Source organism: Streptomyces sp. NPDC034049 (assembly GCF_055575575.1).
The window spans coordinates 142,227-166,484 of sequence record NZ_JBVISJ010000003.1 but is presented as its reverse complement, the minus strand read 5'-3'; the positions used below and the strand labels follow the sequence as shown (position 1 = coordinate 166,484).

The 24,258-nt window shown below is 72.8% G+C and carries 19 protein-coding genes; 11 read left to right on the top strand and 8 right to left on the bottom strand.

Annotated features, from left to right (window positions below; translation table 11 throughout):
* The first annotated feature begins 234 nt into the window (after nt 1–234).
* Nucleotides 235–1,761: an SDR family oxidoreductase gene (locus tag ACZ52C_RS10385; RefSeq protein WP_469074320.1), complete on the top strand. Its 1,527-nt coding sequence runs from the start codon at nt 235–237 to the stop codon at nt 1,759–1,761.
* A gap of 33 nt (nt 1,762–1,794) precedes the next feature.
* On the opposite strand, the gene ACZ52C_RS10380 is transcribed toward ACZ52C_RS10385, so the two are convergent.
* Together ACZ52C_RS10380 and ACZ52C_RS10375 are read right to left on the bottom strand one after the other, a co-directional pair.
* Nucleotides 1,795–2,019: a nuclear transport factor 2 family protein gene (locus tag ACZ52C_RS10380; protein ID WP_469074785.1), complete on the bottom strand. Its 225-nt coding sequence runs from the start codon at nt 2,017–2,019 to the stop codon at nt 1,795–1,797.
* Nucleotides 1,952–2,299, bottom strand: coding sequence for a nuclear transport factor 2 family protein (locus ACZ52C_RS10375; RefSeq protein ID WP_469074319.1), 348 nt, complete (start codon nt 2,297–2,299; stop codon nt 1,952–1,954). The genes ACZ52C_RS10380 and ACZ52C_RS10375 overlap by 68 nt, the downstream gene beginning before the upstream one ends.
* A gap of 360 nt (nt 2,300–2,659) precedes the next feature.
* Between ACZ52C_RS10375 and ACZ52C_RS10370 the strand changes: the two genes are divergently transcribed.
* Together ACZ52C_RS10370 and ACZ52C_RS10365 are read left to right on the top strand one after the other, a co-directional pair.
* On the top strand, nt 2,660–3,403 hold the full coding sequence (locus tag ACZ52C_RS10370; RefSeq protein ID WP_469074318.1) for a HEAT repeat domain-containing protein: 744 nt from the start codon (nt 2,660–2,662) through the stop codon (nt 3,401–3,403).
* Nucleotides 3,397–4,434: a MerR family transcriptional regulator gene (locus tag ACZ52C_RS10365; protein WP_469074317.1), complete on the top strand. Its 1,038-nt coding sequence runs from the start codon at nt 3,397–3,399 to the stop codon at nt 4,432–4,434. Before ACZ52C_RS10370 ends, ACZ52C_RS10365 begins: the two co-directional genes overlap by 7 nt.
* 447 nt (nt 4,435–4,881) lie before the next feature.
* Here ACZ52C_RS10365 and ACZ52C_RS10360 read toward each other — a convergent pair whose 3' ends face one another.
* Genes ACZ52C_RS10360 through ACZ52C_RS10350 form a run of 3 tightly spaced genes read right to left on the bottom strand, consistent with a single transcriptional unit; the run spans nt 4,882 to nt 13,057 of the window.
* On the bottom strand, nt 4,882–5,781 hold the full coding sequence (locus ACZ52C_RS10360; RefSeq protein WP_469074316.1) for a hypothetical protein: 900 nt from the start codon (nt 5,779–5,781) through the stop codon (nt 4,882–4,884).
* A gap of 2 nt (nt 5,782–5,783) precedes the next feature.
* Nucleotides 5,784–7,547, bottom strand: coding sequence for a diflavin oxidoreductase (locus ACZ52C_RS10355; protein ID WP_469074315.1), 1,764 nt, complete (start codon nt 7,545–7,547; stop codon nt 5,784–5,786).
* On the bottom strand, nt 7,544–13,057 hold the full coding sequence (locus ACZ52C_RS10350; protein ID WP_469074314.1) for a glutamate synthase-related protein: 5,514 nt from the start codon (nt 13,055–13,057) through the stop codon (nt 7,544–7,546). Before ACZ52C_RS10350 ends, ACZ52C_RS10355 begins: the two co-directional genes overlap by 4 nt.
* 798 nt (nt 13,058–13,855) lie before the next feature.
* Here ACZ52C_RS10350 and ACZ52C_RS10345 point away from each other — a divergent pair.
* The 3 genes from ACZ52C_RS10345 (at nt 13,856) to ACZ52C_RS10335 (ending at nt 16,407) form a co-directional block, all read left to right on the top strand.
* A complete protein-coding gene (locus ACZ52C_RS10345) occupies nt 13,856–14,572 on the top strand; it encodes a polysaccharide deacetylase family protein (protein WP_469074313.1) in 717 nt (238 codons plus the stop codon).
* 480 nt (nt 14,573–15,052) lie between these two features.
* Nucleotides 15,053–16,141, top strand: a complete 1,089-nt coding sequence (gene chvE / locus ACZ52C_RS10340; protein WP_469074312.1) for a multiple monosaccharide ABC transporter substrate-binding protein — start codon at nt 15,053–15,055, stop codon at nt 16,139–16,141.
* A 56-nt stretch (nt 16,142–16,197) separates the two neighbouring features.
* Nucleotides 16,198–16,407, top strand: a complete 210-nt coding sequence (locus ACZ52C_RS10335; RefSeq protein ID WP_045558738.1) for a DUF4287 domain-containing protein — start codon at nt 16,198–16,200, stop codon at nt 16,405–16,407.
* 28 nt (nt 16,408–16,435) lie between these two features.
* On the opposite strand, the gene ACZ52C_RS10330 is transcribed toward ACZ52C_RS10335, so the two are convergent.
* Entirely contained in the window at nt 16,436–18,457 is a 2,022-nt protein-coding gene (locus ACZ52C_RS10330; protein WP_469074311.1) for a sensor histidine kinase, read from the bottom strand.
* 101 nt (nt 18,458–18,558) lie between these two features.
* Here ACZ52C_RS10330 and ACZ52C_RS10325 point away from each other — a divergent pair, with 101 nt between their 5' ends.
* The 5 genes from ACZ52C_RS10325 (at nt 18,559) to ACZ52C_RS10305 (ending at nt 22,259) form a co-directional block, all read left to right on the top strand.
* Nucleotides 18,559–19,680 carry a lysostaphin resistance A-like protein gene (locus ACZ52C_RS10325; protein ID WP_469074310.1) on the top strand — a complete coding sequence of 374 codons (1,122 nt, stop codon included), beginning with the start codon at nt 18,559–18,561 and terminating at the stop codon, nt 19,678–19,680.
* A gap of 28 nt (nt 19,681–19,708) precedes the next feature.
* Nucleotides 19,709–20,212: an MSMEG_6728 family protein gene (locus ACZ52C_RS10320; RefSeq protein ID WP_469074309.1), complete on the top strand. Its 504-nt coding sequence runs from the start codon at nt 19,709–19,711 to the stop codon at nt 20,210–20,212.
* Between the two features lie 144 nt (nt 20,213–20,356).
* Nucleotides 20,357–20,974, top strand: a complete 618-nt coding sequence (locus ACZ52C_RS10315; protein ID WP_469074308.1) for a DsbA family protein — start codon at nt 20,357–20,359, stop codon at nt 20,972–20,974.
* A gap of 56 nt (nt 20,975–21,030) precedes the next feature.
* Nucleotides 21,031–21,837, top strand: a complete 807-nt coding sequence (locus tag ACZ52C_RS10310) for an MBL fold metallo-hydrolase (protein ID WP_469074307.1) — start codon at nt 21,031–21,033, stop codon at nt 21,835–21,837.
* A gap of 5 nt (nt 21,838–21,842) precedes the next feature.
* The gene (locus ACZ52C_RS10305; protein WP_469074306.1) at nt 21,843–22,259 is read left to right on the top strand and encodes a nuclear transport factor 2 family protein; all 417 of its coding nucleotides are present in this window, start codon (nt 21,843–21,845) and stop codon (nt 22,257–22,259) included.
* A gap of 54 nt (nt 22,260–22,313) precedes the next feature.
* Here ACZ52C_RS10305 and ACZ52C_RS10300 read toward each other — a convergent pair whose 3' ends face one another.
* Nucleotides 22,314–23,291, bottom strand: coding sequence for a helix-turn-helix domain-containing protein (locus ACZ52C_RS10300; protein ID WP_469074305.1), 978 nt, complete (start codon nt 23,289–23,291; stop codon nt 22,314–22,316).
* A 92-nt stretch (nt 23,292–23,383) separates the two neighbouring features.
* Complete coding sequence (locus ACZ52C_RS10295) at nt 23,384–24,115, bottom strand: hypothetical protein (RefSeq protein WP_469074304.1); 732 nt, start codon at nt 24,113–24,115, stop codon at nt 23,384–23,386.
* Between the last annotated feature and the right edge of the window lie 143 nt (nt 24,116–24,258).

The following is a 24,258-nucleotide window of genomic DNA, read 5'->3' as shown; positions in this document are numbered from 1 at the left end:
CCTCTCCTCCAGCGTAGCCAAGCGTGGGGGACGGCGGCCTCCGCGCGGTCGGCGTCCGTGTCCTCGTTGAGGGCGGCCGGTTGATCGTGTGGGTCCTGGCCGGGGGCAACCGTCGCGAGATCTACCGGCAAGTTCCGTAGCTTCCGTGGCGCGGCTGGCTTCGTGGCGAGGTTGCGGTGCCCGCGTGCGGCGCTGAGCATGGGCCGAGGGGCCGCGACGGAGGTCGGTGCCTGTATGAGCGCGAACCGTGCGTACCGCGACGACCGCCCCCAGCGCTGTCTGGTCACCGGGGCCACCGGGTACATCGGGGGGCGGCTCGCGCCGGAGCTGCTGGACGCCGGGTACGAGGTGCGGTGTCTGGCGCGTTCGCCCGGGAAGCTGCGGGATCATCCGTGGGCCGGGCGGGCGGAGGTCGTGCGCGGGGACGTGACCGACGGGGAGTCCGTCGGGGCGGCCATGGAGGGCGTCGACGTCGCGTACTACCTCGTGCACGCCCTCGGCACCGGGCGGGGGTTCGAGGAGACCGACCGGCGGGCGGCCGAGGTCTTCGGGGAGCGGGCGCGCGCCGCCGGGGTGCGGCGGATCGTCTACCTCGGCGGACTCACCCCGGCCGGAGTGCCCGAGCACGAGCTCTCGCCCCATCTGCGGTCCCGCGCCGAGGTCGGCCGGGTGCTGCTGGCCTCGGGCGTGCCGACCGCCGTGCTCCGCGCCGCCGTGATCATCGGGTCGGGCTCGGCCTCGTTCGAGATGCTGCGGCATCTCACGGAGCGGCTCCCCGTGATGGTGACGCCGAGCTGGGTGCGTACCCGTATCCAGCCGATCGCCGTCCGGGACGTGCTCCGTCTCCTCGTGGGCTGCGCGGGGCTGCCGGGCGACGTGAACCGGACCTTCGACATCGGCGGGCCGGACGTCGTGACGTACGAGGAGATGATGCGGCGGTACGCGGCCGTCGCGGAGCTGCCGAGGCGGGTGATCGTGCCCGTGCCGCCGCTCACCCCCTGGCTGTCCAGCCTCTGGGTCGGGCTGGTCACCCCCGTGCCGGGCGCACTCGCCCGCCCGCTCGTCGAGTCGCTGCGACACGAAGTGGTCTGCGGCGAGCGGGACATCGTCCGCTACGTGCCCGACCCGCCGGAGGGGCCGGTCGGCCTGGACCGGGCGATCGCGCTGGCCCTGCGGCGGGTGCGGGACGCCGACGTGGCGACCCGGTGGTCCTCCGCCGCGACGCCCCGCGCCCCGAGCGACCCGCTGCCGACCGACCCCGACTGGGCGGGCGGCAGCCTGTACGAGGATCGCCGGGAGCGGGTGGTGGCGGCGTCGCCGCGGGCGCTGTGGCGGGTGGTGGAGGCGATCGGCGGCGAGAACGGCTGGTACTCCTCGCCCGTGGCCTGGTCCCTGCGCGGCTGGGCGGACCGCCTGGTCGGCGGGGTCGGTCTGCGCCGGGGCCGCCGCGACGCCACCCGGCTGCGCGTCGGCGACAGCCTCGATTTCTGGCGGGTCGAGGAGATCGAGCCGGGCCGGCTGCTGCGGCTGCGCGCGGAGATGCGGCTGCCGGGCCTGGCCTGGCTGGAGATGACCGTCGACCGGGACGAGGAGGGTCGTACGGTCTACCGGCAGCGGGCGCTGTTCCACCCGCACGGTCTCGCCGGGCACGCGTACTGGTGGAGCGTGGCCCCCTTCCACGCGGCGGTCTTCGGCGCCATGGCCCGCAACATCGCCGCGGCGGCCGAGAGCACCGCCCACGAAGCGGTCCGTACGCGCTGACGGACCGGTTCGTGGGCGGGTTCCAGGCGTCTCTCAGAACATGGTGTTGTCGTTCGCCGAGGTCTCGGGGACGTTCTGGGTCACGTCCCAGTGCTCGACGATCTTCCCGTTCCGTACCCGGAACAGGTCGACGACGGCCTGGCCCCGCTCGCCGGGCGCGTTGACGTAGTGGGCGTGGACCGCGACCAGGTCACCCTCGGCGACGACGCGCTTCCGGGTGATGGTCAGCTGCGGGAACTGGTTGAAGTAGCCGCCCAGCCCGGACCTCCTGGCCGGTGTCCCAGTGCTCGGCGAGCTTCCCGCCCTGGACGCGGAAGATGTCGAAGACGGCAAAGCCGCGCGTGCCGGGGGTGAAGACGAGGTTGGAGTGCACGACGACGAGGTCGCCCTCGGAGATCACCCGCTTGACGTCGTACTTCGCGTCGGGGAACTGCTGGGGGAACGTCTGGGCGAGGTTCTTCAGCGGCTCCTTGCCGTCGGGGGCCTGCGGGCTCGGGTTGCCGACCCTCGCGGCCCACAACACGGCGATGATCGCCATCGCTGCTGATCTCCCACCGAAACGTCACCAGCGACCTCTTCGGCGTCCACGTCAACACCGCCGTCGAGTGGTCCGTACTGGCGCAGGACAGCTGGGCGGACTACCTGGCAGCCCGGAAAGCCACCGAATAGCGCACGGCCGGAACGCTGCCGCTTCATCAGTAGACCAGGCCGCCGTCGACGCGTTCCGCGCGATGCTCACCGCCCGCAAGAACCCGCAGCCCTGAACGCCGCGCTGCGACCAGGACGTCGCCATATTCGCCGACCACTAGCTTGACCTTGACACCGTGACAAGGTTTTCACTTGGGCGCAGGAGGTGGTCCCGATCAACACGACCGACATAACCCCGCAGAACACCCGTGTGACCAACGCCCTGGGCGCCGAGGACTCGTCGGTCCGGCTTCAGACGGCCCTGGCGGTCGGCTCGAACCCCGACCCCGTGTTTCTGGAGACGCTCGTCGAGCGGTGTGCGGTAGAGCCGGACTTCTTCGTACGAGACATGCTGTCCTGGGCGCTGACCCGCCTCCCGCCGGAGACCACCCTGCCCCGGATCCGCCATGAGCTCGACTCCGAGCGTACCCAGGCCCGCAGCCAGGCGCTGCACACACTCTCCAAGATCGGCGACAAGAGCACGTGGGCCTGGGTCACCCGCGACATGTTGCGGGACGCCGACGACGAGGTCGCGCGGACCGCGTGGCGCGTCGCGGTCGTCCTCGTGCCCGACGGCGAGGAGAAGGACCTGGCCGACGAACTGGTTCTGCAACTCGGCCGTGGCGACCGCACCGTGCAGCTGAGTCTCAGCCGGGCCTTGGCCGACCTCGGTGACGTGATCAGGTCGGCCCTGGAGAGGGCCGCGGAGAGTTCCGACCCGGCGGTGGCCGCGCACGCCCGTGCCACCGAGTTGCTCCGGCAGAACCCGGAGACCGGTTTCGACGTGGCCCTGGACGAGGCGAAGCGCGTGGTCGCACTCGGTCCGGAACGAGCCGCTGCCGCCGCGGCTGCGTCGGCAGGCACCGAAACCTCGGAGGCCGCCGAGCCCGCGGAGACGACCGAGTCGATGGAGGCCGCGAAGGCTGCAGAGGCATCGGAGGGCGGGGATTGCTGATCGGCGATGTGGCCCGCCGCTCCGGGGTGAGCACCCGGATGCTCCGGCACTATGACGCCCTGGGGTTGGTGCGGCCCACGGGCCGCACTGTCGGTGGCTACCGGGAGTACTCCGCCGAGGATGTCCGCAGGATCTTCCATGTGGAGAGCCTGCGGTCCCTCGGGCTCTCGCTCAAGCAGATCGGGCGCGCGCTGGAGGACCCGGCCTTCACGCCGTCCACCCTGGTCAGCGACCTCATCCGGCGGACTGAGGACCGCCTGGCGCGGGAACAGGAGCTGCTCGAGCGGCTCCGTGCGATCGACGCGTCGGCGCCCACCGACTGGCAGGGAGTTCTACGCATCGTCGCACTCATGCGGGAACTCAACTCGCCCAGCGCCGCGCGCAGACAGCAGGCCGTCCTGGCCCGGCCGGAGGACGTGTCGGTACCCGCCGACCTGCTGGCTGGGGCGGTCCTGACCGAATCAGACCCGCACGTCGCAGGCGCCCTGCGCTGGGCGCTCGCCCGATCGGGCGGCGACGGTGTGGCGACACTGTATGCCGGCACCCACTCGGGGGACGCCGACATCCGGCGGCGCGCGGTGCTGGCGATCGCCGAGCTGCCAGAGGCTCCGGGTGCTACCGCGATGCTCGCGGACGCCCTCGGGGACCCGGACACGACGGTGCGCAGGCACGCTGCTCTGGCTCTGGGCAGGCAGGGCGTGGCCGCGGCCGTGCCCACACTCGTCAGCATGGTGGTGGAGGGCTCCAACGACGTGGACGCGGCGGAGGTTCTGGGAACGCTATCCCTGGACCCCCGGTGCAGGGACTGGATCACGACCGCCCTGGTCGACGAACTGGCCGCGCCCACCGCGGACTCCGTGACACGGATCCGCCTTACCCAGGCGCTGGTCGAGCTCGCGGGAACCACCGCGCAGGAGGTCCTGCGCCGACTGGCCCACGACGACGACAGCGCTGTCGCCCTCGTCGCCTCAGCCCTTGTCGGAGTTCTCAAAGAGAGGTCCCTCGAAGACCAAGCTGACGAGCATTCCTGAAAGCGCGATCTGAACGAGGCATCAGCCATGGCCTCTCAAGGCGCTTCACGAGAGGCTCGCCTGGGAGGCAGAAGGTGTCACGGGCATAGCTGGACGGCAGTGTGTGCACACCGCAGGTGCGTCTCGGCCCGGGAACCGCCGGGTGAGCGCCTCGGCCACCCGGACGCTGGCAGAGGGTCGGTGCTCATACGTCGATCCTCCAGGCGGCCGAATAGCGCAGCCCTGGAAAACTGCCCCTTCACCAGTCACTACTACACCCCCGCATAGGCCGGCGGGAGGACTGTCCGTGAGCTCAGGCGGCGATGGCCACCCGGAACCGGATCGGAGCCAGAGCGGTACTCCTGGAAAGAGGTGCTCTTGGGGGCCATGGTGGCGGCCGTGAACCTGAGCAGCAAGATGGCTGAGGCGTGAGTGGCACCCGACTCGCGAGACCATGGCTCGGACCTCCTACGCGTCCGGCAGGGATGCCGTCAGCTGCTCCCACGCCCCGTGTGTCTGCTCCCCCACCATCCCGAACTGGGTGATCACCGCGACGCAGTCGCCGTGTTCGTCGTCGAGTTCGAGGGCGGACGTGGGGCCGTGGGCGGCGGGGGAGCGGACGAGGTGGCAGGAGTGGACGGCGGGGAGGTCCAGCTCCAGGGAGGCGTTCGCCACCGCCGCGTACACGCGTCCTTTGACCGTGCGGTCGGTGACGTGGACCTGGCCCGCGCACGCCTGCATCGCCGACGGGGCGAACACCGCGACGCCGATGGGCAGGCCGACCGAGCAGACATGGTCCAGGACGGAGGGGATGAGGGCGGGATCCACCTCGCGGTGCTCGCCGCCGTGGCGGGTGAACGCCGCGCGCCGGGCTGAACCGCCGTCCGCGAGGATCGCGTCCAGCTGGGCGAGTTGGTCACCGTTCTCCCAGGTGGGGACGGGGGGTGACGGGGCCGTCCTCGTCCCTGACCCCGCCTCGACCGTCCCCGCGAGTCCGGCCAGGAGGCGGTCTCCCTCCGACAGCAGGCGCCCCTCGTGCACGGCCCGGCCGTACGGGTCGAGCAGGCGTATCGAGACCGCGTCCTCGGCGTCCCGGGTGACCACCGCCGAGGTCACCCCGTCGGCGTCCAGGCGCAGCGCGATCGAGTCCGAGCCCGGATGGACGGCGAACGCCTCGCCGCGCAGGCTCGGTACCGCGTAGCTGCCCGCCTGGTCGATCCGGGCGACCGGGCCGCCGGTGAGTGCCTGGACGTAGCGGAAGAGGGTCAGGCTGCGGGCCAGTTCCGGCATCCGGGGATCGATCAGGCGTGCGGTGCCGGACCGTCGGCCGCAGCATGCCTCGAAGCCGCAGCCGTGCTGGTCGGTCATGGTCAGTACACGTCCCGTACGTAGCGCTTCGCCCGGCGGAGCGCGGCCAGGTACTCCGCCGCGTCGTCGTCGCCGCGCCCACGCTGCTCGGCGATGACGCCCAGCAGGGCCGCCTCGACGTCCTTCGCCATCCGGGAGGCGTCGCCGCAGACGTAGACGTGCGCGCCGTCCTCCAGCCACGCGTACAGCTCCCGCGACCGCTCCCGCATCCGCGTCTGGACGTAGACCTTCTCGGCCTGGTCGCGGGAGAAGGCGAGGTCGAGTTCGGTGAGGACGCCGCGTCGGCGGAGGTCCGTCAGCTCGTCCTCGTAGACGAAGTCCGTCTCGCGGTGCCGGTCGCCGAAGAACAGCCAGTTGCGGCCGGTGGCGCCCCGCGCGGCCCGCTCGTGCAGGAAGCCGCGGAAGGGCGCGATGCCGGTGCCGGGGCCGATCATGACCATCGGGGCGTCGTCGTCGGCCGGGACGCCGAAGGCGGCGTTCGGCTGGAGGTAGACGCCCACCGTGGCGTCCGCGCCGACCCGGTCCGCGAGGTAGGTCGACGCGACGCCCCCGTAGCGGCCGTAGCGGACGGACGCGACCGTGAGGTGGACGCTGCCCGGGTGGGCCAGCGGGCTCGACGAGATCGAGTACTGGCGGGCCTGCAACGGCCGCAGGAGGGGGAGGAGTTCGGCGAGGGTGGGGGCCTTGGAGCCGGCGTCCCGGAGCAGGTCCAGTACGTCCCGGCCCCAGAGCCAGGAGTCCAGGTCCGAGCGGTCGCCGTGGGCGACGACCGAGGCCAGCTCGCTCGTGGGGGCCCGGTCCACGAGGTCGGCGATCAGCTCCTTCGACGGAGTGCGGATCTCCCGCTCGGTGCGCAGGAGTTCGGCCGTCTCCGCGTCGCCGCCCGCGCCCAGGTGCTCCAGCAACGCCCCGACCAGCGCCTCGTCGTTCAGCGGTACGACGGCCAGTGCGTCGCCGGCCTCGTAGGTGATGCCGCTGTCGCCGAGGTCGAACTCGTAGTGGCGGATCTCCTTCGCGCTGTGCGGGGAGGACAGCAACCGGTTCTCGGTGAGCCGGGACGGGTACGGGGTGCGCTTGTTCCACGGGGAGCGCGGGCGTGCGGGCGCCTCCGGCGACTTCGACGCGGTCGTGCCCGTGCCCGGCGCGCCGGTCTCCGCGACCAGGCGCTCCAGGACCGCCGCCGTCCACTCGGCCGCCGGCTCCTCGAAGTCCACGTCGCAGTCGACGCGTTCGTGCAGCCGGGTCGCCCCCAACTGCTCCAGCCGGGTGTCGATGACCTTCGCGGCCTGGCAGAAGTCGTCGTAGCCCCGGTCGCCGAGCCCGAGGACGGCGTAGCGCACGCCCTCCAGACGGGGCGCGGTGTCGGACTGCATCGCCTCCCAGAACAGCCCGGCGTTGTCGGGCATCTCGCCCTCGCCGTACGTCGAGGTGACGACGAGGACGTGGGACATCGCGGCGAGCGCCTCGGGGGTGACGTCGTCGAGGGCGGTGGTCCGGCCGCCGAGGCCGCGGGCGCGGGCGCCGGCGACGACGTCCTCGGCGACCAGCTCGGCGTTGCCGGTCTGGGTGCCGATCAGGACGTCGATCGTCGCCGTGGGCGCGTCGGAGCCCGCGCCCTGCCGGCGTCCGGCGGCCGCCACACCGGCGAGGAACCCGGCGAGCCAGGCCTCCTGCTGGGCGGAGAACGGCGCGTCGGCCGGGATGAGGGAGCCGGTCGGGGGGAGGGCCGAACCGGTCGCGGGCAGGGCCGGGGGCAGGAGGGTCACGCGGTCACCGTCTCGGTCGGGGCCTGCGGGGCGAGGCGCGCGGCGAGGTCGTCGAGCGCGGCGTTCGCGAGCAGTTCGTCGAACCGGGCGGCGCGCACGCGGCCCGCGTTCTTCGTGGTCTGGTGGACGATCCAGCCGTAGGTGCCGGGCGCGTCCACGCTGAGGTTGTTGCGCTGCTTCAGCGCGCGCTTGTAGTCGTCGAGCCGCAGAATCGCGATGAGCGTGGCGAGTTCGCCGTCGTCGAAGCGGTCCAGCGTGCCGCGCAGGTACTTCACGACCCGCTGCTTGACGAAGAAGTCCTCGGTGAGGATCAGGTTCCGCACGGCCTCCGTGACCTTCGGGTCGTCCGGGCCGCTCGCGCCGGGCACCCGCTGGAGCGCGAGGTCCTGCGCGACGCCGAGCACCGTGTACGACGACAGCAGGGAGAACATGTCGTCGCTGCCCCGGTCGCCGAAGGCGGGGGCCCGGCCGCCGAGGACGGTGCGGCGGTCGCGGTAGTCGACCTTGAACGCGCGGAGCTTGTCCGTCGCGATGGAGGTCGCCAGTTCGTCCAACAGCTCATTCCGGGTCGCCGCCGCGAGGATCTCACCGGCGTCCTGGTAGAGCAGCAGCGCGCGGGGCATCCCGCAGTACACGTGCTCCCGCTCGCTCGGCCAGTTCTCCAGCAGCCGGGCCGCGAGCGGCGAGCCGGTGGCCTCCACGTGCCAGGTCAGCAGCAGCCGTACGGCCTCCTCGTGGAAGGCGCCGTGCGCGGTGTCGGTCACGGGGAAGACGAGCAGCGAGTCGGCGCTGACCCGGCCGGGCAGCTCGCCGGAGGGGTCGTACTGGTAGAGGAACCCGCCGCTCATGCCGTTGCCGAGGCCCTTGCCGAAGCCGCCGAGGTTGAGGACGGTGCCGCCGGTCATGTACTCGCAGCCGAAGTCGCCGACGCCCTCGACGACGGCCGTCGCGCCGGAGTTGCGCACGGCGAACCGGTCGCCGGCCTCGCCCTGTACGAAGGTCCGGCCGCCGGTCGCGCCGAACAGCGCGAAGTTCCCGACGAGCACGTTGCCGCCGCGTTCGGCGCTGCCGCCGCCGGGGGCGCGGACGACGATCCGGCCGCCGCTCTGGCTCTTGCCGACGCCGTCGTTGGCGGTGCCGGTGTGTTCGAGGGTGATGCCGTCGTTGCAGAACACGCCGTACGACTGTCCGGCCGAGCCGGTGGTGCGGATGCGGACCGCGTCGTCGACGAGGCGGCGGCGGCCGCGGTCGTCCGTCGTGACCGCCGGGACGGCAGCGGCGTCCTGGTGGTTGAGCAGCCGCTCGATGTCGATGCTCAGCTGGCCGCCCACCGACTTGTCGCTGTTGCCGAGGCGAACGTCCTCGACGAGCAGGGACGGCTCGCGCCGGTCGAGGAGCGCCTCGCGGACCCGCTCGATCAGGGCGTCGTCGGTGGTGAAGTCCTTCTCCAGGTACTCCGGGTGCTCGACGACCTTCTCCGGCACGCGGGCCAGCAGCCGCCGTACGTCGAGACGGCCGACGCTCGCCGGGTGGTCGAGGAGCTGGAGCAGGTCCGTACGGCCCCGGGCCTCGCGCAGCGAGCGCAGGCCGAGGCGGGCGAGGATCTGCCGGACGTCGTGCGCGATGTTCAGGAGGTACTGGGCGAGGGCGCGCGGGTCGCCCTCGAAGACCTCCGGGTTGGTGGTGAGCCCGGCCGGGCACTTGACGTTGCAGTTCTTCGCCATGACGCAGCCGAGCATCATCAGCGCGGTCGTGCCGAACTCGAAGCTGTCGCCGCCGAGCAGGGCCGAGGTGACGACGTCACCGCCGGTCTGGTGGGCGCCGGAGCAGCGCAGCACGACCTTCTGCCGCAGCCCGTTGGCGACGAGCGCCTGATGGACCTCGGCGACGCCGATCTCCGCCGAACGCCCGGCGTACTTGAGGCTGGTGACGGCCGCGGCGCCCGTGCCGCCGGTGTTCCCGGCGACGTTGATGACGTCCGCGCCGGCCTTGGCGACGCCGACCGCGATGGTGCCGATGCCCTCCGAGGAGACCAGCTTGACGATGACGCGGACGCGGGCGGCCTTGCAGTCGTGGATGAGCTGGGCGAGGTCCTCGATGGAGTACGTGTCGTGGTGCGGGGGAGGGGAGATCAGCTCGATGCCGGGGGTGCCGCCGCGCGCCGCCGCGATGTCCACGGTGACCTTCGGCGCGGGCAGCTGGCCGCCCTCGCCGGGCTTGGCGCCCTGCCCGATCTTGATCTCCAGCTCCTGGAGCATCGGGTCGGCGAGATAGCCCGCCCAGATGCCGAAGCGGCCGGAGGCGAACTGCTTGATCCGGGAGCCCCGGATGGTGCCGTACCGGGTGTGGTGCTCGCCGCCCTCTCCGCTGTTCGACAGGGCGCCGACCATGTTGGTGCCGTGGGCGACGGCCTCGTGCGCGGTGGCCACGAGCGCGCCGTGGCTCATCGCGCCGGAGGCGAGCGAGCGGGTGATCTCGTGCGCGGGCTGGACCTCGTCGAGCGGGACGCTGTCGGGGGCGCTGTCGAGGAGGGCGAGGAGCCGGGCGGCGGTGCCGGAGGCGGTGACGACGACCCCCTCGGCGTCCACGGCGACGGCCCGGACGTCACCGAGGCGGGCGAGGCCGTCGGCGAGGGCCGCATGACGCTCGGCTGCCTCGGGCCCCGGGGAGGTGAGGCGCAGGTGGACGCCTTCCGCCGTGACCGTCACGGCCATCCCGCGCACCGTGACGCTCGCGTTCCCGTCCGTGGAGAACCGGCCCAGCTCCCGGGCGAAGTCCTCGGCCGTACGCAGGCCCGTGACATCGGCGGGCAGTGCGAGCACGTCCCGCAGCGCGGCCGGGCGGCGGGAACGCTCCTCGTGCGTGGTCCGCAGGAAGGCGCGGTAGCCGGGGGTGATCCGGAACGCGTCGATCTCGGCGTCGCTGAGCGCGTCGTAGCCGGTGTTCCGGTACGCGGTGTCGGTGATGCCGAACGCGTCGTCGAGCTGGCCGAGGGTGAGCAGGCGCAGCGCGTCGGAGTCGTCGGGCTTCCCGAACTCCGGCCGCTCCTCGACCATGTCGCCGAAGCCGCGTACGGCCGTGACGCCGAAGGAGTGCCCGGCGCCGTCCGACCGTTCCTTGAACAGCCCGAGCAGCGGGATCTGCTGCTCGGTCTCCACTGTGCGGGCCCGCTCGTGCCAGTCCGTGGCGGCCTGTGCGATACGGGCGAACCCGACACCGCCGACCGGGGCCTCCATGTGCGGGAAGGTCCGGGCGAAGACGTCGTCGCGGGTGTCGAGGTAGTTGGGCTCGAAGAACTCGCCGCCGATGTAGCTCTCGGCGGTGCACAGACCGACGCGGCCCATGGTCTTGGCGAGGGACTTCTCGGCCGCCTTGCGGAACTTGGCGAGCGCCCGGTCGGTCTCGGTGATCTCGCCGGCGGGTGCCGCGGCGCTGGGGAACTTCTCCTCGGCGCGCAGCCGCGCGCTCAGGCTGTAGACGGCGGAGGCGCCGAAGCCGAGCGCGGTCGCGACATGGTGCGAGGACGCCAGCTGGCCGCTCTCCACGACGAGCGAGACGCGCAGCCGCAGCCCGGTCTCGATGAGCCGCTGGTTGACGGCGGCGACGGCGAGGATCACGGGCAGCGGCGCCCGCGTGGAGGAGACGGCCCGGTCGGTGAGCAGCGCGATGCCGCCCTGCTCGGCGGCGAACCGCTCGACGTCGTCGCAGAGCCGGTGCAGCGCCGTCCGCAGCGCGTCCGCGTTCGCGGTCTCGTCGCCGGCGACGGGCTCGTAGAGCATGGCGAACCGCTCCAGCGGCACGATCCGCTGGTCCCGCAGCCGGACCATGTCGAGATGCCCGAGCACCGGCGAGGAGACGACGAGCTGGCGGCCGTTGGTGGCGTGGGTGCCGTCGGGCTTCGGGCCGAGCGCGACCCGCATGCTCATGCCGTCGGCCTCGCGGATGCTGTCCAGCGGCGGGTTGGTGACCTGGGCGAACCGCTGCGAGAAGTACTTCGCCATGCCGCCCTCGGTGTCGCTGAGCGCGTTGATGGCGTTGCCGTAGCCCATCGCCGAGATCCGCTCCGAGCCGGTGGCGAGCATCGGGTCGAGCATGAACCGGAAGCTCTCCTGGTTCAGCGCGTACGCCACGTACCGGCCCGCGAGGCTCAGATCGCCGTCGTAGCCGAGGGTCGTCGTGCCCCGGTAGTAATCGGGGGCGGGCAGGTCGTCGAGGTTCACCCGGGCCGCGTCGAGCAGCTCGCCGTACGGGCGGCGCGCGGCGAGGGCGTCGAGGACCTCGCGGGTGCGCAGCACGCGTCCGGCGCGGTGGTCGACGACGAGCATGCCGCCGGCCTCGATGCGGCCCCGGTGCACCACCTCGTCGTCGGGGAACGCGACCTGGCCGGCCTCCGAGGCCACCATCAGGTACTCCGCCGTCTCGACCGTACGCAGCGGGCGCAGCCCGAGCCGGTCGAGGCGGGCGCCGACGACGTCGCCGTCGCTGAAGATGAGGGCGGCGGGGCCGTCGTTCTTCTCCTCGTAGAGGGAGAAGTACTCCAGCATGGCGCGGACGGCGTCGGGCAGGGTGCGGTCGTTCTCCCAGGCCGGCGGCATCAGCGACACGACGGCCTCGACGAGGTCCAGACCGTCGTCGAACACGCGGCTCTGCAGGGTCTGGTCGAGGCGGCTGGAGTCGGACTGCCCCGGCGGGCGCACGATGCTGCGGGTCCGGGCGCGCGCCAGGGCCTCGTCGGAGAGCCGGTTCTTGCGGTCGGTGTTCAGCTCGCCGTTGTGCGCCATCAGCCGGAACGGCTGCGCCATGGTCGGGTGCGGCTCGGTGTTCGTGGAGAACCGGGTGTGGAAGTACAGGGACCGGACGGAGTGCCGGGGGTCGGTGAGGTCGCGGAAGTACCGTACGAGTTCACCGGAGTTGAGGCGGCCCTTGAGGACCTGGGTGCGCGCGCTCAGCGACAGGGGGTAGAGCCCGGCGTGGGTGTCGTCGGCGTAGGCGACGGCCTCGACGGCGAGCAGCGCGCGGTGGGCGGCCGCGTCGACGTCCTCGCGCGACCACTCCTCCGGGGCGCGGAACACCCACTGCACGATGGGCAGTTGGTACTGCTCGGCGGCGGGCCGGGCCACGCTGTGGTCGACGGGGACGTCCCGGACGAGCAGTGTCTCGAAGCCCTGCTCGGCGACGCACCGGCCGACGAGGCCGACCGCGTGGGCGCGGCGGTCCGGGTCGGTCGGCACGAAGCAGTTGGCGACGCCGAAGTGCCCGGCGCGCAGCTCCTCGCCGGTGAGCGCGCCGAAGAACTCCACCGACAGATCGACGCTGACGCCCGCGCCGTCGCCGACGCCCTCCGCGGAGGAGCCGCCGCGGTGCGGGATGGCGCGGAGCGCCTCGTCGCCCTTGCGGATGACGTCATGGCTCGCTGTCCCGTCGAGGCGGGTGAGGAAGCCGACACCGCAGTCGCTGTGGTCGCGGGCGGGGTCGTACAGACCGACGGGCGTGGCAGATGCGTGATTCAAGAGAGGGTCCCGTGAGCGTGTTCCGGCTGGGGGTGCCTCCCAGGCCCTCGGGGCACCGGGGAGGAACGGCCAGGCTGCGTCGGTGGAGCGCTCGCCGCGGGCGGACCGGTGTGACGGCCGGGGCCCTGAGTGGTGCGACTGACCATTGTAAGGCTGGCCTAAGTTCCCGGCAAGGGTGTGCGGTGCACGTATGTGGCGGGTGGGGCCTGCGCTCACCATCGCCGTACTCGTCGGCGCCTGGGCCTTGCGCGTGTGGACGTCCGCGAGGAGCGGCGTCATGTCGGACCCACCGGCCCCGGCGAGGGCCTCGTAGACCCCGGCGCACTCCGTGAGCACGTCGAGCGCCTGGTCCGCCCGGTCCGCCTGGTCCGCCTGGTCCGCCCGGTCGGCGCCGGCCGGCATGGAGCCCGGGCCGTACAGAAGGCTGCCGAGCATCCGCCGGGCCTGCTGCTGGAGCGGCACGGAGGTCCCGGACTTCGGCCGACGACGCCGCTTCACACGACCACCCCGCCCCTGTCCCGCCCTGCTCCTCTCCTCTCCCCTCCTCTCAACTCTCCTGTGACCAGAGCGAGTTGCTCCACACTCGCGGGCGGGCGCCGGGGGAGGCGGGGGCGGCCCCGGACCGGATCGTGAGAGGGCGGACCGAGGGGCGGACGGCCGGCCGCCCAAGTGGTCCGAACGGCTCCGCATCGTGCTGCCCCTGGCGTACATCCAAGGCGGCGCCGTGTGCGTCTTACAGGGAAGTCCGTTGCCCGAAAGGGAAGTTCAGAGGGAAGTTCACCGCCACCGGAGGACCCGATGCAACGTCGCCTCGTGATCTCGGCCGTCACCTCAGCCCTGTGTGCCACCACGCTCGTCGGCACCGCCACATCAGCCTCCGCCGCCCCCCGGGCCGTCGACTGCCGCAAGGTGAAGTGCGTCGCCCTGACCTTCGACGACGGGCCGGTCAAGGACACCCAGCGGCTGCTGGGCATGCTGAACGACAGGAACGTCAGAGCCACGTTCTACGCCGTCGGCACGAACGTCCAGAAGAACCCGGCGACGATGCGCGCCGCGTCGCAGGCCGGCCACCAGATAGGCAACCACAGCTGGGACCACGCGAATCTGACCAAGCTCAGCGCCGCGAAGGTCAAGTCGCAGCTCTCCCGCACCGACACGGCCATCAAGCAGGCGACCGGCAAGAAGCCGACCACCTTCCGTGCCCCCTACGGCGCCCACAACGCGACCGTCCGGTCGGCCGCCGGGCGCCCGCTGGTGCACTGGAGCGTCGACACCCTCGACTGGAAGTACAAGGACTCGGCCCGGCTCGTCAAGTACGTCAACGCGGAGACCAGGCCCGGCGACATCGTCCTGATGCACGACATCCACCGGACGACGGTCGACGCGGTGCCGGGCATCATCAAGGCCCTCACGGCCCGCGGCTTCCACTTCGTCACGGTCGACCAGCTCTTCGCCCCCACCACGCTCGCCGCCGGCAAGGTCACGTACCACAACCGCGCCGCCTACCGCCCCTGACCAGCAGCTTCACCGGCGCGGCAGCAGTACGGGGGGCGTGCGGCAGCAACACGGCACCCGGTGCGCCGCCCCGCCGGCGCACCACACTTCCGCACCACCCGCCCCACACGTTTCTGCAACCAATCGTGTTCGTTCCGTTGACACCCTGCACATCCCCTCCTAATGTCTCGCCATCATCCCGACCATGTGACGAGATTTCGAACGGTTGAAGGTCCGTGCCCGCGTATTACCGAAATCAGCCCCTATGTGGTCGGAGTGCCGTGACGCGGCACGACCCGTGTGACGGTGCGTTCCGGTGGCGGGGCCGGAACGGCCGGTGCGCGGCGAGCCCCCGACGACCTCGGCGGCCCCGTGCCGTTCGCGGGGTCGCCGTGCGGCTGCTTGCCGGGACCACTCGTACACCCAGCTCCGCCGCCCGTCCGCGGTCATCCGGCGCGCCGTCAGCCTCCCCCACGACCACCAGAACGGGAAACGATCACCATGCGCAACCGTAGAGCCGCCCTCGCGGCCCTCGCCGGAGCGACCTCCCTCGCTCTCACCGTGTCCGCCTGCGGCGGCGCGGAGGTCGAGGCCCGCTCCGAGGGCGGCACGATCGGTATCGCCATGCCGACCCGGGCTTCCGAGCGCTGGCTCACCGACGGCAAGAGCGTCGTGAGCGACCTCGAGGCCAAGGGGTACAAGGCCAAGCTGGTCTACGGCGACGACGACCCGAAGCGGCAGGTCGCGCAGATCGAGAAGCTGGTCCAGCAGCGGGTCGACGCGCTCATCGTCGCGGCCATCGACAACAAGGCGCTCAACGGGGTGCTCAAGCAGGCCGCCGCCGCGGACATCCCGGTGATCTCCTACGACCGGCTCATCCTCAACACCAAGGACGTCGACTACTACGTCTCGTTCGACAACGAGCAGGTCGGCCGGCTCCAGGCCCGCCACATCATCGACAAGCTCGGCCTGGAGGACGGCAAGGGCCCGTTCAACATCGAGCTGTTCGCCGGCTCGCCCGACGACAACAACACCAAGTTCTTCTTCGACGGCGCGATGCACCTGTTGCAGCCGTACCTGGACAACAAGCAGCTGGTCGTCCGGTCCGGCCAGACCGACATGGCCGACATCACCACGCTGCGGTGGGACGGGCCCACCGCGCAGAAGCGGATGACCGAGATCCTCGCCGAGTCGTACGGCTCCCAGAAGGTCGACGCGGTCCTCTCGCCGTACGACGGCATCTCCATCGGCGTTCTCAACGCCCTGAAGGCGGACGGCTACGGCACCGCCGGCAACCCCCTGCCCGTCATCACGGGCCAGGACGCCGAACTGGCCTCGGTGAAGTCGATCATCGCGGGCGAGCAGTCGCAGACCGTCTACAAGGACCTCCGGCAACTCGCCGAGCGGGCCGCGGAAATGGCCGACGACATCCTCAACGGCGACATTCCCGAGCTGAACAACCGGCGCGCGTACAAGAACGGGGTCAAGGCGGTCCCCGCGTACCTCCTCCAGCCGATCAGCGTCGACAAGTCCAACTACGAGTACGTCCTGCTCGGCAGCGACTACTACACGGCCGAGGATCTGAAGTGACCGACCGGGGCCGGGCCGGGACGGGCCCGGCCGGGACAGGAAGGGACGCGACCGCCATGGCCGAACCTGTGAAGGGCCCCGCCGGCTATTTCCCCTCGATCGAGAAGAAGTACGGCCGTCCGATCGCGGAGTGGAAGGAACTGATCCGGTCGTCGCCGTTGAGCCGGCACATGGAACTCGTCGCCTGGCTCAAGAGCGAACACGGTCTCGGGCACGGCCACGCCAACGCGCTCGTCGCCCACACGCTCGCCGAACAGGCCGGCTGAACCGGGCGCCCCTGACACCCCGCTCGCGTCAGGGGCCGGTCGCCCCGTTCAGCGGTTCGGTCGTCCCCTTCAGTACGGCCAGGAGTTCGCGCATGGCGGCCAGGCCCGCTCTGGCCTGGTCCGCGGCGCCGTCGAGGTCGTCGCGTTCGGCGTGAGCCACCACCTCGTGCGCGTGGCGCAGCACGGCCTGACGCAACTCGGCGGCGATCCGCTGCCGCTCGGCGTGCGCCTCGATGACGGCGGACCACACCACCGCCGTCAGATGGCTGTCCTCCCGCCGGGTGACGTACTCGCGACGCCTGCGCACGAAGACGCCCGCGCCCCACACGCCGGCCGTCACCAGGGCCAGGGGCAGCGTGAGGAGGACGCCGAGGAAGACGTGGAACCAGGGGCCGATGCCCTCCGCCCGGGCCGCGTCGGCGCCGTCCAGCAGGCCCAGCGCGATCGTCGTGGCCGCGAGACCGGCGGCGACCAGCCCGATCGCCGGCCAGGTGCGGCCGGCCGGGCCCGCGAAGGCCGCCACCGCGTACAGGGCGACGCACTCCGCGCCGGCCCCCGCCAAGGTCAGCGCCCACGCCACGTCCGCCGGCAGCAGCCCGAACGCCAGGCAGAGCGCCGGGATCCAGGCGGTGACCAGCACCGCGAGGAGCGCGGTCCAGGGGGCCCGGCGCCGCCACAGCAGCGGCAGCGCGTGCAGGAGGGCGGGCAGGCAGGCCGTGACGGTGGCGCCGGGCCGCTCGATGAGCACGACGACGACCGGGAGCGCGGTCAGGGCCAGCGCGGTCGCCCCGTCGGTCCAACTCCAGTGCGGGCGGGCCGAGTTGACGCCACCCCCCGACGGCGGCCACGGCAGCCGCGCCCGCACCGCCCACCCGGGGACGTCCCCCCGAGCCCCCGCCACGAGCGTCCCCCCGACCCCGCGCGCCCGATCCCGCATACCGGCGGTCCCCCGCCCCCCACCGAGACCCTGCGTGGCCTGCGGCGGGGTGGTGGGGGAGGAGGGCGTCGCCGGGCCGGAGGTGGATGCCGGGCTCGTGGCTTCTGGTGGGGGTGGGGTCGCGTCGTCCTCCACCAGGACGTCCAGGGTGCCGTTCGCGTCGCGGATCGCCACGCGTACCGTCGCGCCGGGGGCGTAGCGCAGTGTGTTGGTGAGGGCCTCGCGGGCGATGCCGAAGGCGGCCTCGGCCACCGGACCCGTCAGGCCGGCCGCGCCGGGGGCGATGTCCAGCTCGACGCGCTGGCCCAGGCGTACGCATCCCGCCGCGAGTTCGGCCACCCGCTCCGCGAGCGGGCTCTCCTCGTCGGCCGCCGCGGTCCGCATCACCGCGACGAGCCGGTGCAGCGCGGCCACGGTCTCCCGCCCGGACTCCGCCGCCAACCGCAGCGCGTCGGCGGTCAGTTGGGGGTTGCGGTCACCGATGTGGCGCGCGGCGTTCGCGGTGACCACCACGGAGGTGAGGTGGTGCGCGCTGACGTCGTGGAGTTCACGGGCGAGCCGGTGGCGCTCCGTGGTCGCCGCGGTGACGCGCACGGCCTCGGCCCGCGCCAACTCCCGTTCGGCGGCCCGCCGTCCGGCGAGCCACCGGCGCCGGCTGCGACCGGCCCCCACGGTTCCCGCGTACACCGCGAGACTCGCCAGGGCCTCACCGCCCACGTCGACCGACGAGTCGTACAGCAGCAGCGCCCTGACCACTCCCGTGGCGACCAGGACGGACGCGACGAGGACGGCCGTACGGGCGGGACGCCGCACCGCCACCGAGTACAGCGCGACCACACCCGCCACCGCCGCGGCCGACAGCGCCCGGTCCGGTACGACGAACCCGGCGGTCAGCAGGGTGTCGATGACGAGCGCCGTGGCGACCGGCCGGCGCCGGCGCAGCTCCAGGACGGCGACGGCCACCACGGTCACGGCCAGGCCCACGACGAGCGCCGTCGTCTCCACCGGCTGCCCGCGCGAGAGCGCGAGCCCCGGCCAGAAGGACAACTGGGCGATCGCCAACAGGGCGGGCAGCAGCCAGTTCCGTAGGAGCCCCATGATGGCGTCGATCATACTTTCGGTTCTCTGTCGGGGCCGTCCCTATCCCAGGGTGGAGACACGGGTCGTGCCCACGGGCGACGTGGGGGCCGCCCGCCACCGGAATGCTGAGAGACATGACGACGAGTCACCCCTCCGGCATCGACGAGCCTCCCCGACACCCGGCCCCGCCGGCCCCGTACGGGAACCCGGCCCCGTACGGAAACGCGACCCCCTACGGGAACCAGACCCCCTACGGCACCCCGGCCCCCGCCCTGCCCTGGCATCCGCCCCCGGCCCCCGCGCCCCCGGCGCAGCCCCTTCCGTACCACCGGATGGCGGTGGCGGCCGGGGCCCGCGGGTGGTGGCGGCCGCTGGTGGGGACCGGTGTGGTGCTCGGCGGCGCGATTCTCGCCGCGGTGGCCGTGCTCGTCGGCGGCGAGATCGCCGGCGCGGTCCTCGACCGCCCCCGCGACGCCGCCGGCAACCTCGTGTGGGGCGGGCTCGGCGACACCGCCCTGGCCCTGCTCTCGCTCGCCCTGTGCCTCCCGGTCGTGCTGCTGGCCGCGCGATGGGTGCAGCGCCGCCCGGCCGGCACGGTCTCCTCCGTGACGGGCGCGCTGCGGTGGCGCTGGCTGGCGCTGTGCCTCGCGGTGGCGCTTCCCGTGTCCGGGGCGATCCTGGGCATCTCCCTGCTCCTGCCCGAGCCCGCGGGAGGCGGGCCGGAGGTGGCCTGGGCCGGGCTGTCCCCGTTCCTGCTCGGCCTGGCGGCCGTCTGTCTGCTCGTCCCCTTCCAGGCCGCGGCCGAGGAGTACGTCTTCCGCGGCTGGCTGTCCCAGGCGGTCGGGGCCTGGTTCCGCTCCCCGTGGGTCGCGGTGGCACCACAGGCGGTCCTCTTCGCCGCCGCGCACGGCTGGGGGACGCCCTGGGGCTTCGTCGACCTGGTGGTGTTCGGCCTCGTCGCGGGCCTGCTGACCGTCCGCACGGGCGGCCTGGAGGCGGCGATCGCCCTGCACGTCCTCAACAACCTCCTCGCCATGGGCTTCATGGCCGCGATCGCCGGTGGCCTCGACACCGACGAGACGGCCGCCGACATGGACGTGCTGATGCTGGCCGTCGACGTCCCGCTGGTCGTCCTCTACGCGGCGGTCGTCCTGTATCTCGCCCGCCGCCGGGGCCTCCGCACCCGTGGTCTTCACCCCGCCGGACGCGGGTACCCGGTGCCGGGCGCGACGACCGCGCCCGACCCCACCCCGTGAGCGATCCCGAACCATCGGGGGCGACACCATGCAGACCTTCCTCCCCTATCCCGACTTCCGCGCCTCGGCCCTGGTCCTGGACCGTCGCCGGCTCGGCAAACAGCGGGTCGAGGCGCTTCAGGTGCTGCGCGGGCTCACCGTGCCGGGGTACGGGTGGCGCAGGCATCCGGCCGTACGGATGTGGTCGGGGTACGAGGAGGCACTGGTCCGGTACGGCCTGGAGGTCTGCGCGGTGTGGTGCGAGCAGGGCCGTCAGGACAGCTGCGCGGCCACCCTGCTCGCCGACTTCGCCGCGTTCCGCCCCGGCGCGCGGACACGTGACCAGGCACGGCTGGCCGCCGTCGGGGAACTCCCGCCCTGGCTCGGCGACGACGCCTTCCACCGCAGCCACCGCTCGGCGCTGCTGCGCAAGGACCCGGACGTCTACGCCCCGTGCTTCCCCGGCGAGCCGGACGACCTGCCGTACGTCTGGCCGACCTCGGACCGGGAGGGCTCTCGGCCGTCCGGCGGGAAGCCGGGCGCTGCCGCGTAGGGCCGGCGTTCAGGCTCAGTCCCCCCGAGGGCGGACGATGTGGCGGGCGTCACGCGCTCCGGGAAATATCTGACGCGTCAGTTACTGTTGTCTCAGGTGAGTCGCTCGCAACCGGCGGGCGCCACGCCGTCGCCGAGGATCCCCATGAAGCTGGTCCATGTCTTCGATGCCTACTGCGGGTGGTCGCACGGTTTCTCCGGCACCCTGAGCGAGGTCGTCGCCCGTCACCCGGACCTGCCCGTCGAGGTGGTCTCCGGTGGTCTGTTCACCGGCTCGCGCCGTGTGCCGATCCGCCAGTTCGGCTACGTCCAGGGCGCCAACGCCCAGATCGCGCAACTGACCGGCGCCGAGTTCGGCGAGGCGTACGAGCGGCTCATCGCGGACGGCTCGTTCGTGATGGACTCCGAGGCCGCCGCACGCGGTCTGGTCGCCCTCCGCGCCGCCGCCCCCGACCGCGCCGCGGAATTCGCCGTCGAACTCCAGCGCGTGTTCTACGTCGACGGCCTGAGCCTCTCCGACCCGGCCACCTACCGGAAGATCGCCGAGGACGCCGGACTGGACGCCGACGCCGTGGTCGCCGCCTTCGAGTCGCCCGGGACGCAGGCGGCGGCGGAGGCCGACTTCCGACGCGCCGCCGCACTCGGGGTCACCGGCTTCCCCACCTTCCTCGCCGTCGACGGCGACCATGTCACCGAGCTGGCCCACGGCCGTGGCACCCCCGACGAGATCGACGCGCGCCTCAAGGCCGCGGGCACCCACTGAACCTCCCCCGTCCCCACCTCCCCTTCCCGTTCACCCACGTCAAGGAGCCAACGACGATGAGCACCCTGTCCTACAAGGTCCTCGACCTCGACTTCCCGGCCGGCAGCAGGAACAAGACCGCCACGCTCGTCACCGGTGAGAACGAGGCGCTGTTGGTGGACGCCGCGTTCACCCGTGCCGACGGGCACCGCCTGGCCGCCGAGATCCTCGACTCCGGCAAGAAGCTGACCACCGTCTTCGTCTCCCACGGCGACCCCGACTTCTACTTCGGCGCCGAAGTGATCGCCGCCGCCTTCCCCGACGCGGTCTTCGTCGCCACCCCGCTCGTCATCGACCACATCCACCACTCCTACGAGGGCAAGCTCAAGGCCTGGGCGGCTCTCGGCGCCAACCTGCCCACCCGGCTGGTCGACCTCGAACCGCTCACCGGCGACCTCACCCTGGAGGGCCACCGCTTCGAGCTCAAGGGCGGCCCGGCCGCTCTGGCCGACCGCCACTACCTGTGGCAGGCCGAGTCCCGCGCGCTGCTCGGCGGTGTCCTGCTCTTCCAGCAGGAGCACGTCTGGGTCGCCGACACCCCCACCCCGGACGACCGTGCCGCCTGGATCGACCTGCTCGACGAGATGGCCGCGCTCCAGCCGGAGCTGGTCGTACCCGGTCACCGGCTGCCCGGCACCGCTGCCGACGCCTCCGCGATCGCCGCCACCCGGGAGTACCTCCTCGCCTTCGAGGAGGAGCTGGACAAGGCCGCCGACGGCGCGTCGCTGACCGAGGCCCTCGTCCGGCGCTACCCCGACAACGGCATGCAGATCGCCGCGCAGATCGGCGCGAAGGTCGCCAAGGGCGAGATGAAGTGGGGCTGACACCGATGGCCACCACCGACTTCGCGACCTCCACCGCCCCCGCCGACGTCGTACGCCGTCAGTACCTGGCCTCGGCGGCGGGTGACCTGGCCGCCCTGCGTGCCACCCTCGCCCCCGACGTGGAGTGGACGGAGATGGCCGGCTTCCCCCTGGCCGGGACCTACCGCACCCCCGAGGGCGTCACCTCCCACGTCATGGAGAAGCTCGGCCAGGACTGGGACGACTGGAGCGCCCACGACGACACCTATGTCGTCGACGGCGAGAACGTCGTCGTCCTGGCCCGCTACACCGCGACCAACAAGGCCACGGGCAAGCCGATCGACGTTCGCGTGGCCCACCACTTCACCGTGCGCGGCGGCCTCATCGTCCGCTTCGAGCAGTTCGTCGACACGGCCCTCGTCCGCGAGGCCATGGAGGACTGAGGCCCGACCTCCTCGGGGTTCACGCCGGGTGCGGCATGCCGTGCGTGTCGGCCGTCAGCCGTCGGCGGGCCGGGCGGGGGCCCGCGGCGGGCGGGTCTCGCCGGGGGTCCGGCCGTAGTGGGCGCGGAAGACGCGGGTGAAGTGGGCCTGGCTCGCGAAACCCCAGCGGTGGGCGATCTCGGCGACCGTGAGGTGGCGGGAGCCCGGGTCGGCGAGCTGCTCACACGCCCGTGCAAGCCGCCGGTCGAGGATGTACCGCGCGGGAGTGACACCGCTGTCCCGGAAGACACGGCTGAGGTGCCGGGCGGACACCCCGATCGCCGCGGCGACCCGTTCCGCGCTCAGCCAGGGGTCGGACAGATGCCGCTCCACGTAGTCGTGCGCCAGGGCCAGCCGCGCGGACCCGGCGGGCGCCGACCCGGCGCCCAGCCGGGGAGCGGCCAGAGCGCGGACGAGGTCCAGCACCGCGGCCTCGGTGCGCGCGGGGTCACCGCTCGCGCGCTGGGCGGCCCAGTCGGTCAGCAGGGCCTCCATGGCCGAGGTCGCCGCCCCCTCGACCGCCGCACCGCGCGCGAACAGCAGGGGCGCCGGCAGATCACCGGAGACACACCGCTCGGCGAAGGTCTCGCGGGGGATGTCCACCAGCAACTGCCGCATGGTGGAAGGGAATCCGAACAGATACGACTGGCGCGTGTCGTAGAGGACGAGGTCGCCCGCCCGTACGGTGAGACAGCCGTCCTCGTGGAAGAACACCGCCTGCCCGGCCGTCAGCAGGCTGACGAAGACCGAGTCCTTCGGGAGGTCCCGGCAGGTCCGCCACGAGCGTTCGACGACGTGCTCGTTGCCGGTGATCTCGGCCAGCCGGAGCCCGCCCAGCCGGAAGTTGGTCTGGGTGGCCAGCAGGCCGTCCCGGGAGTACGAGGAGCAGGTGAGGCCCACCAGCGCCCGCCGGTTGTACTCCTCCCAGAAGTCGATCCGGTCGGCCGGGGCGACGGACCGTGTCGAGACGTGGGACACGAGGGGAGCGCTCATCGGGGTCTCCTTCCGGGCCCGTGCGGGCGTATCCCGCGGCGGCCGCCGGGGTCACGACGGCGGGGGCTCGGTGATGAGGCGGTGGACTCCTTCTAGGGCCGGCGCGGAGTCACCCACAGGGCGGCGGAGATCCCGCAGAGGTCGCCCTCGGCCGTGGCCAGGGCGGCGCCCACCCGGTGTTTGCGTCCCTCCTCCGCGACGACCCACGCGTACGACACCAGTCGCGCGGAGATGGGTACCGGCCGGAGCAGCCGGGCGGCGAGCGAGGCCGTCACCGCCCCCTCCCGCATGGTCCCCAGCAGCCGCCCCGCCGCGTTTCCGGGGCAGTCCAGCGCGCCCCACACGAGCTCCGGCGGCAGCGTCCCGTCGGCGTCGGCGAGCGCGGGTCCGGGTGTCCACGCGGTGGCCACGAGGTCCCGTCCCAGGACTCCGCCGCAGTGCAGGCGGAGTCCGGTGTCGGGCGTACGGCCGAGCCCGCAGCCGAAGCAGTCCACGGACCCCGCCGGCGGTGCCGCACGGTACGCGTCGGCCGCCGCGGATGCCTCCGCCCAGGAAGGGGGCGCGGGGACGTCGAGTGCGGCGAGGTCCGCCTCGTCGGGGACGGCCGCCGCGAGGACTCCGTCCGCGCCGGTCAGTACGGCCCCGCCGTCGGCGGTCCGCGCGAGCCCCACCGGCACCTCGACGGGCGTCGGCCGCCGGAAGTCCACCCGCACGGACCCGGCCTCCGCCCGCCGGGCCAGCACCCCCGCCACGTACCCGCCGAACGCCACCCCGGGATAGCCCCGCAGCAGGTCGGGCACGGTGATCGTCTCGCTGTCGCTCATACCGCCCACTCCACCACACCCCGACGGCCCGGGGTCCGGTGCCGAGGAGTGGGGCCAGGCCCGGCCGCCGCGCCTACGGCAGGGGTTCGGGCCGGGGGTGCGGGGCCGGGCTTGGTACACGGAAGGTGGGGCTCGTGGTGGTG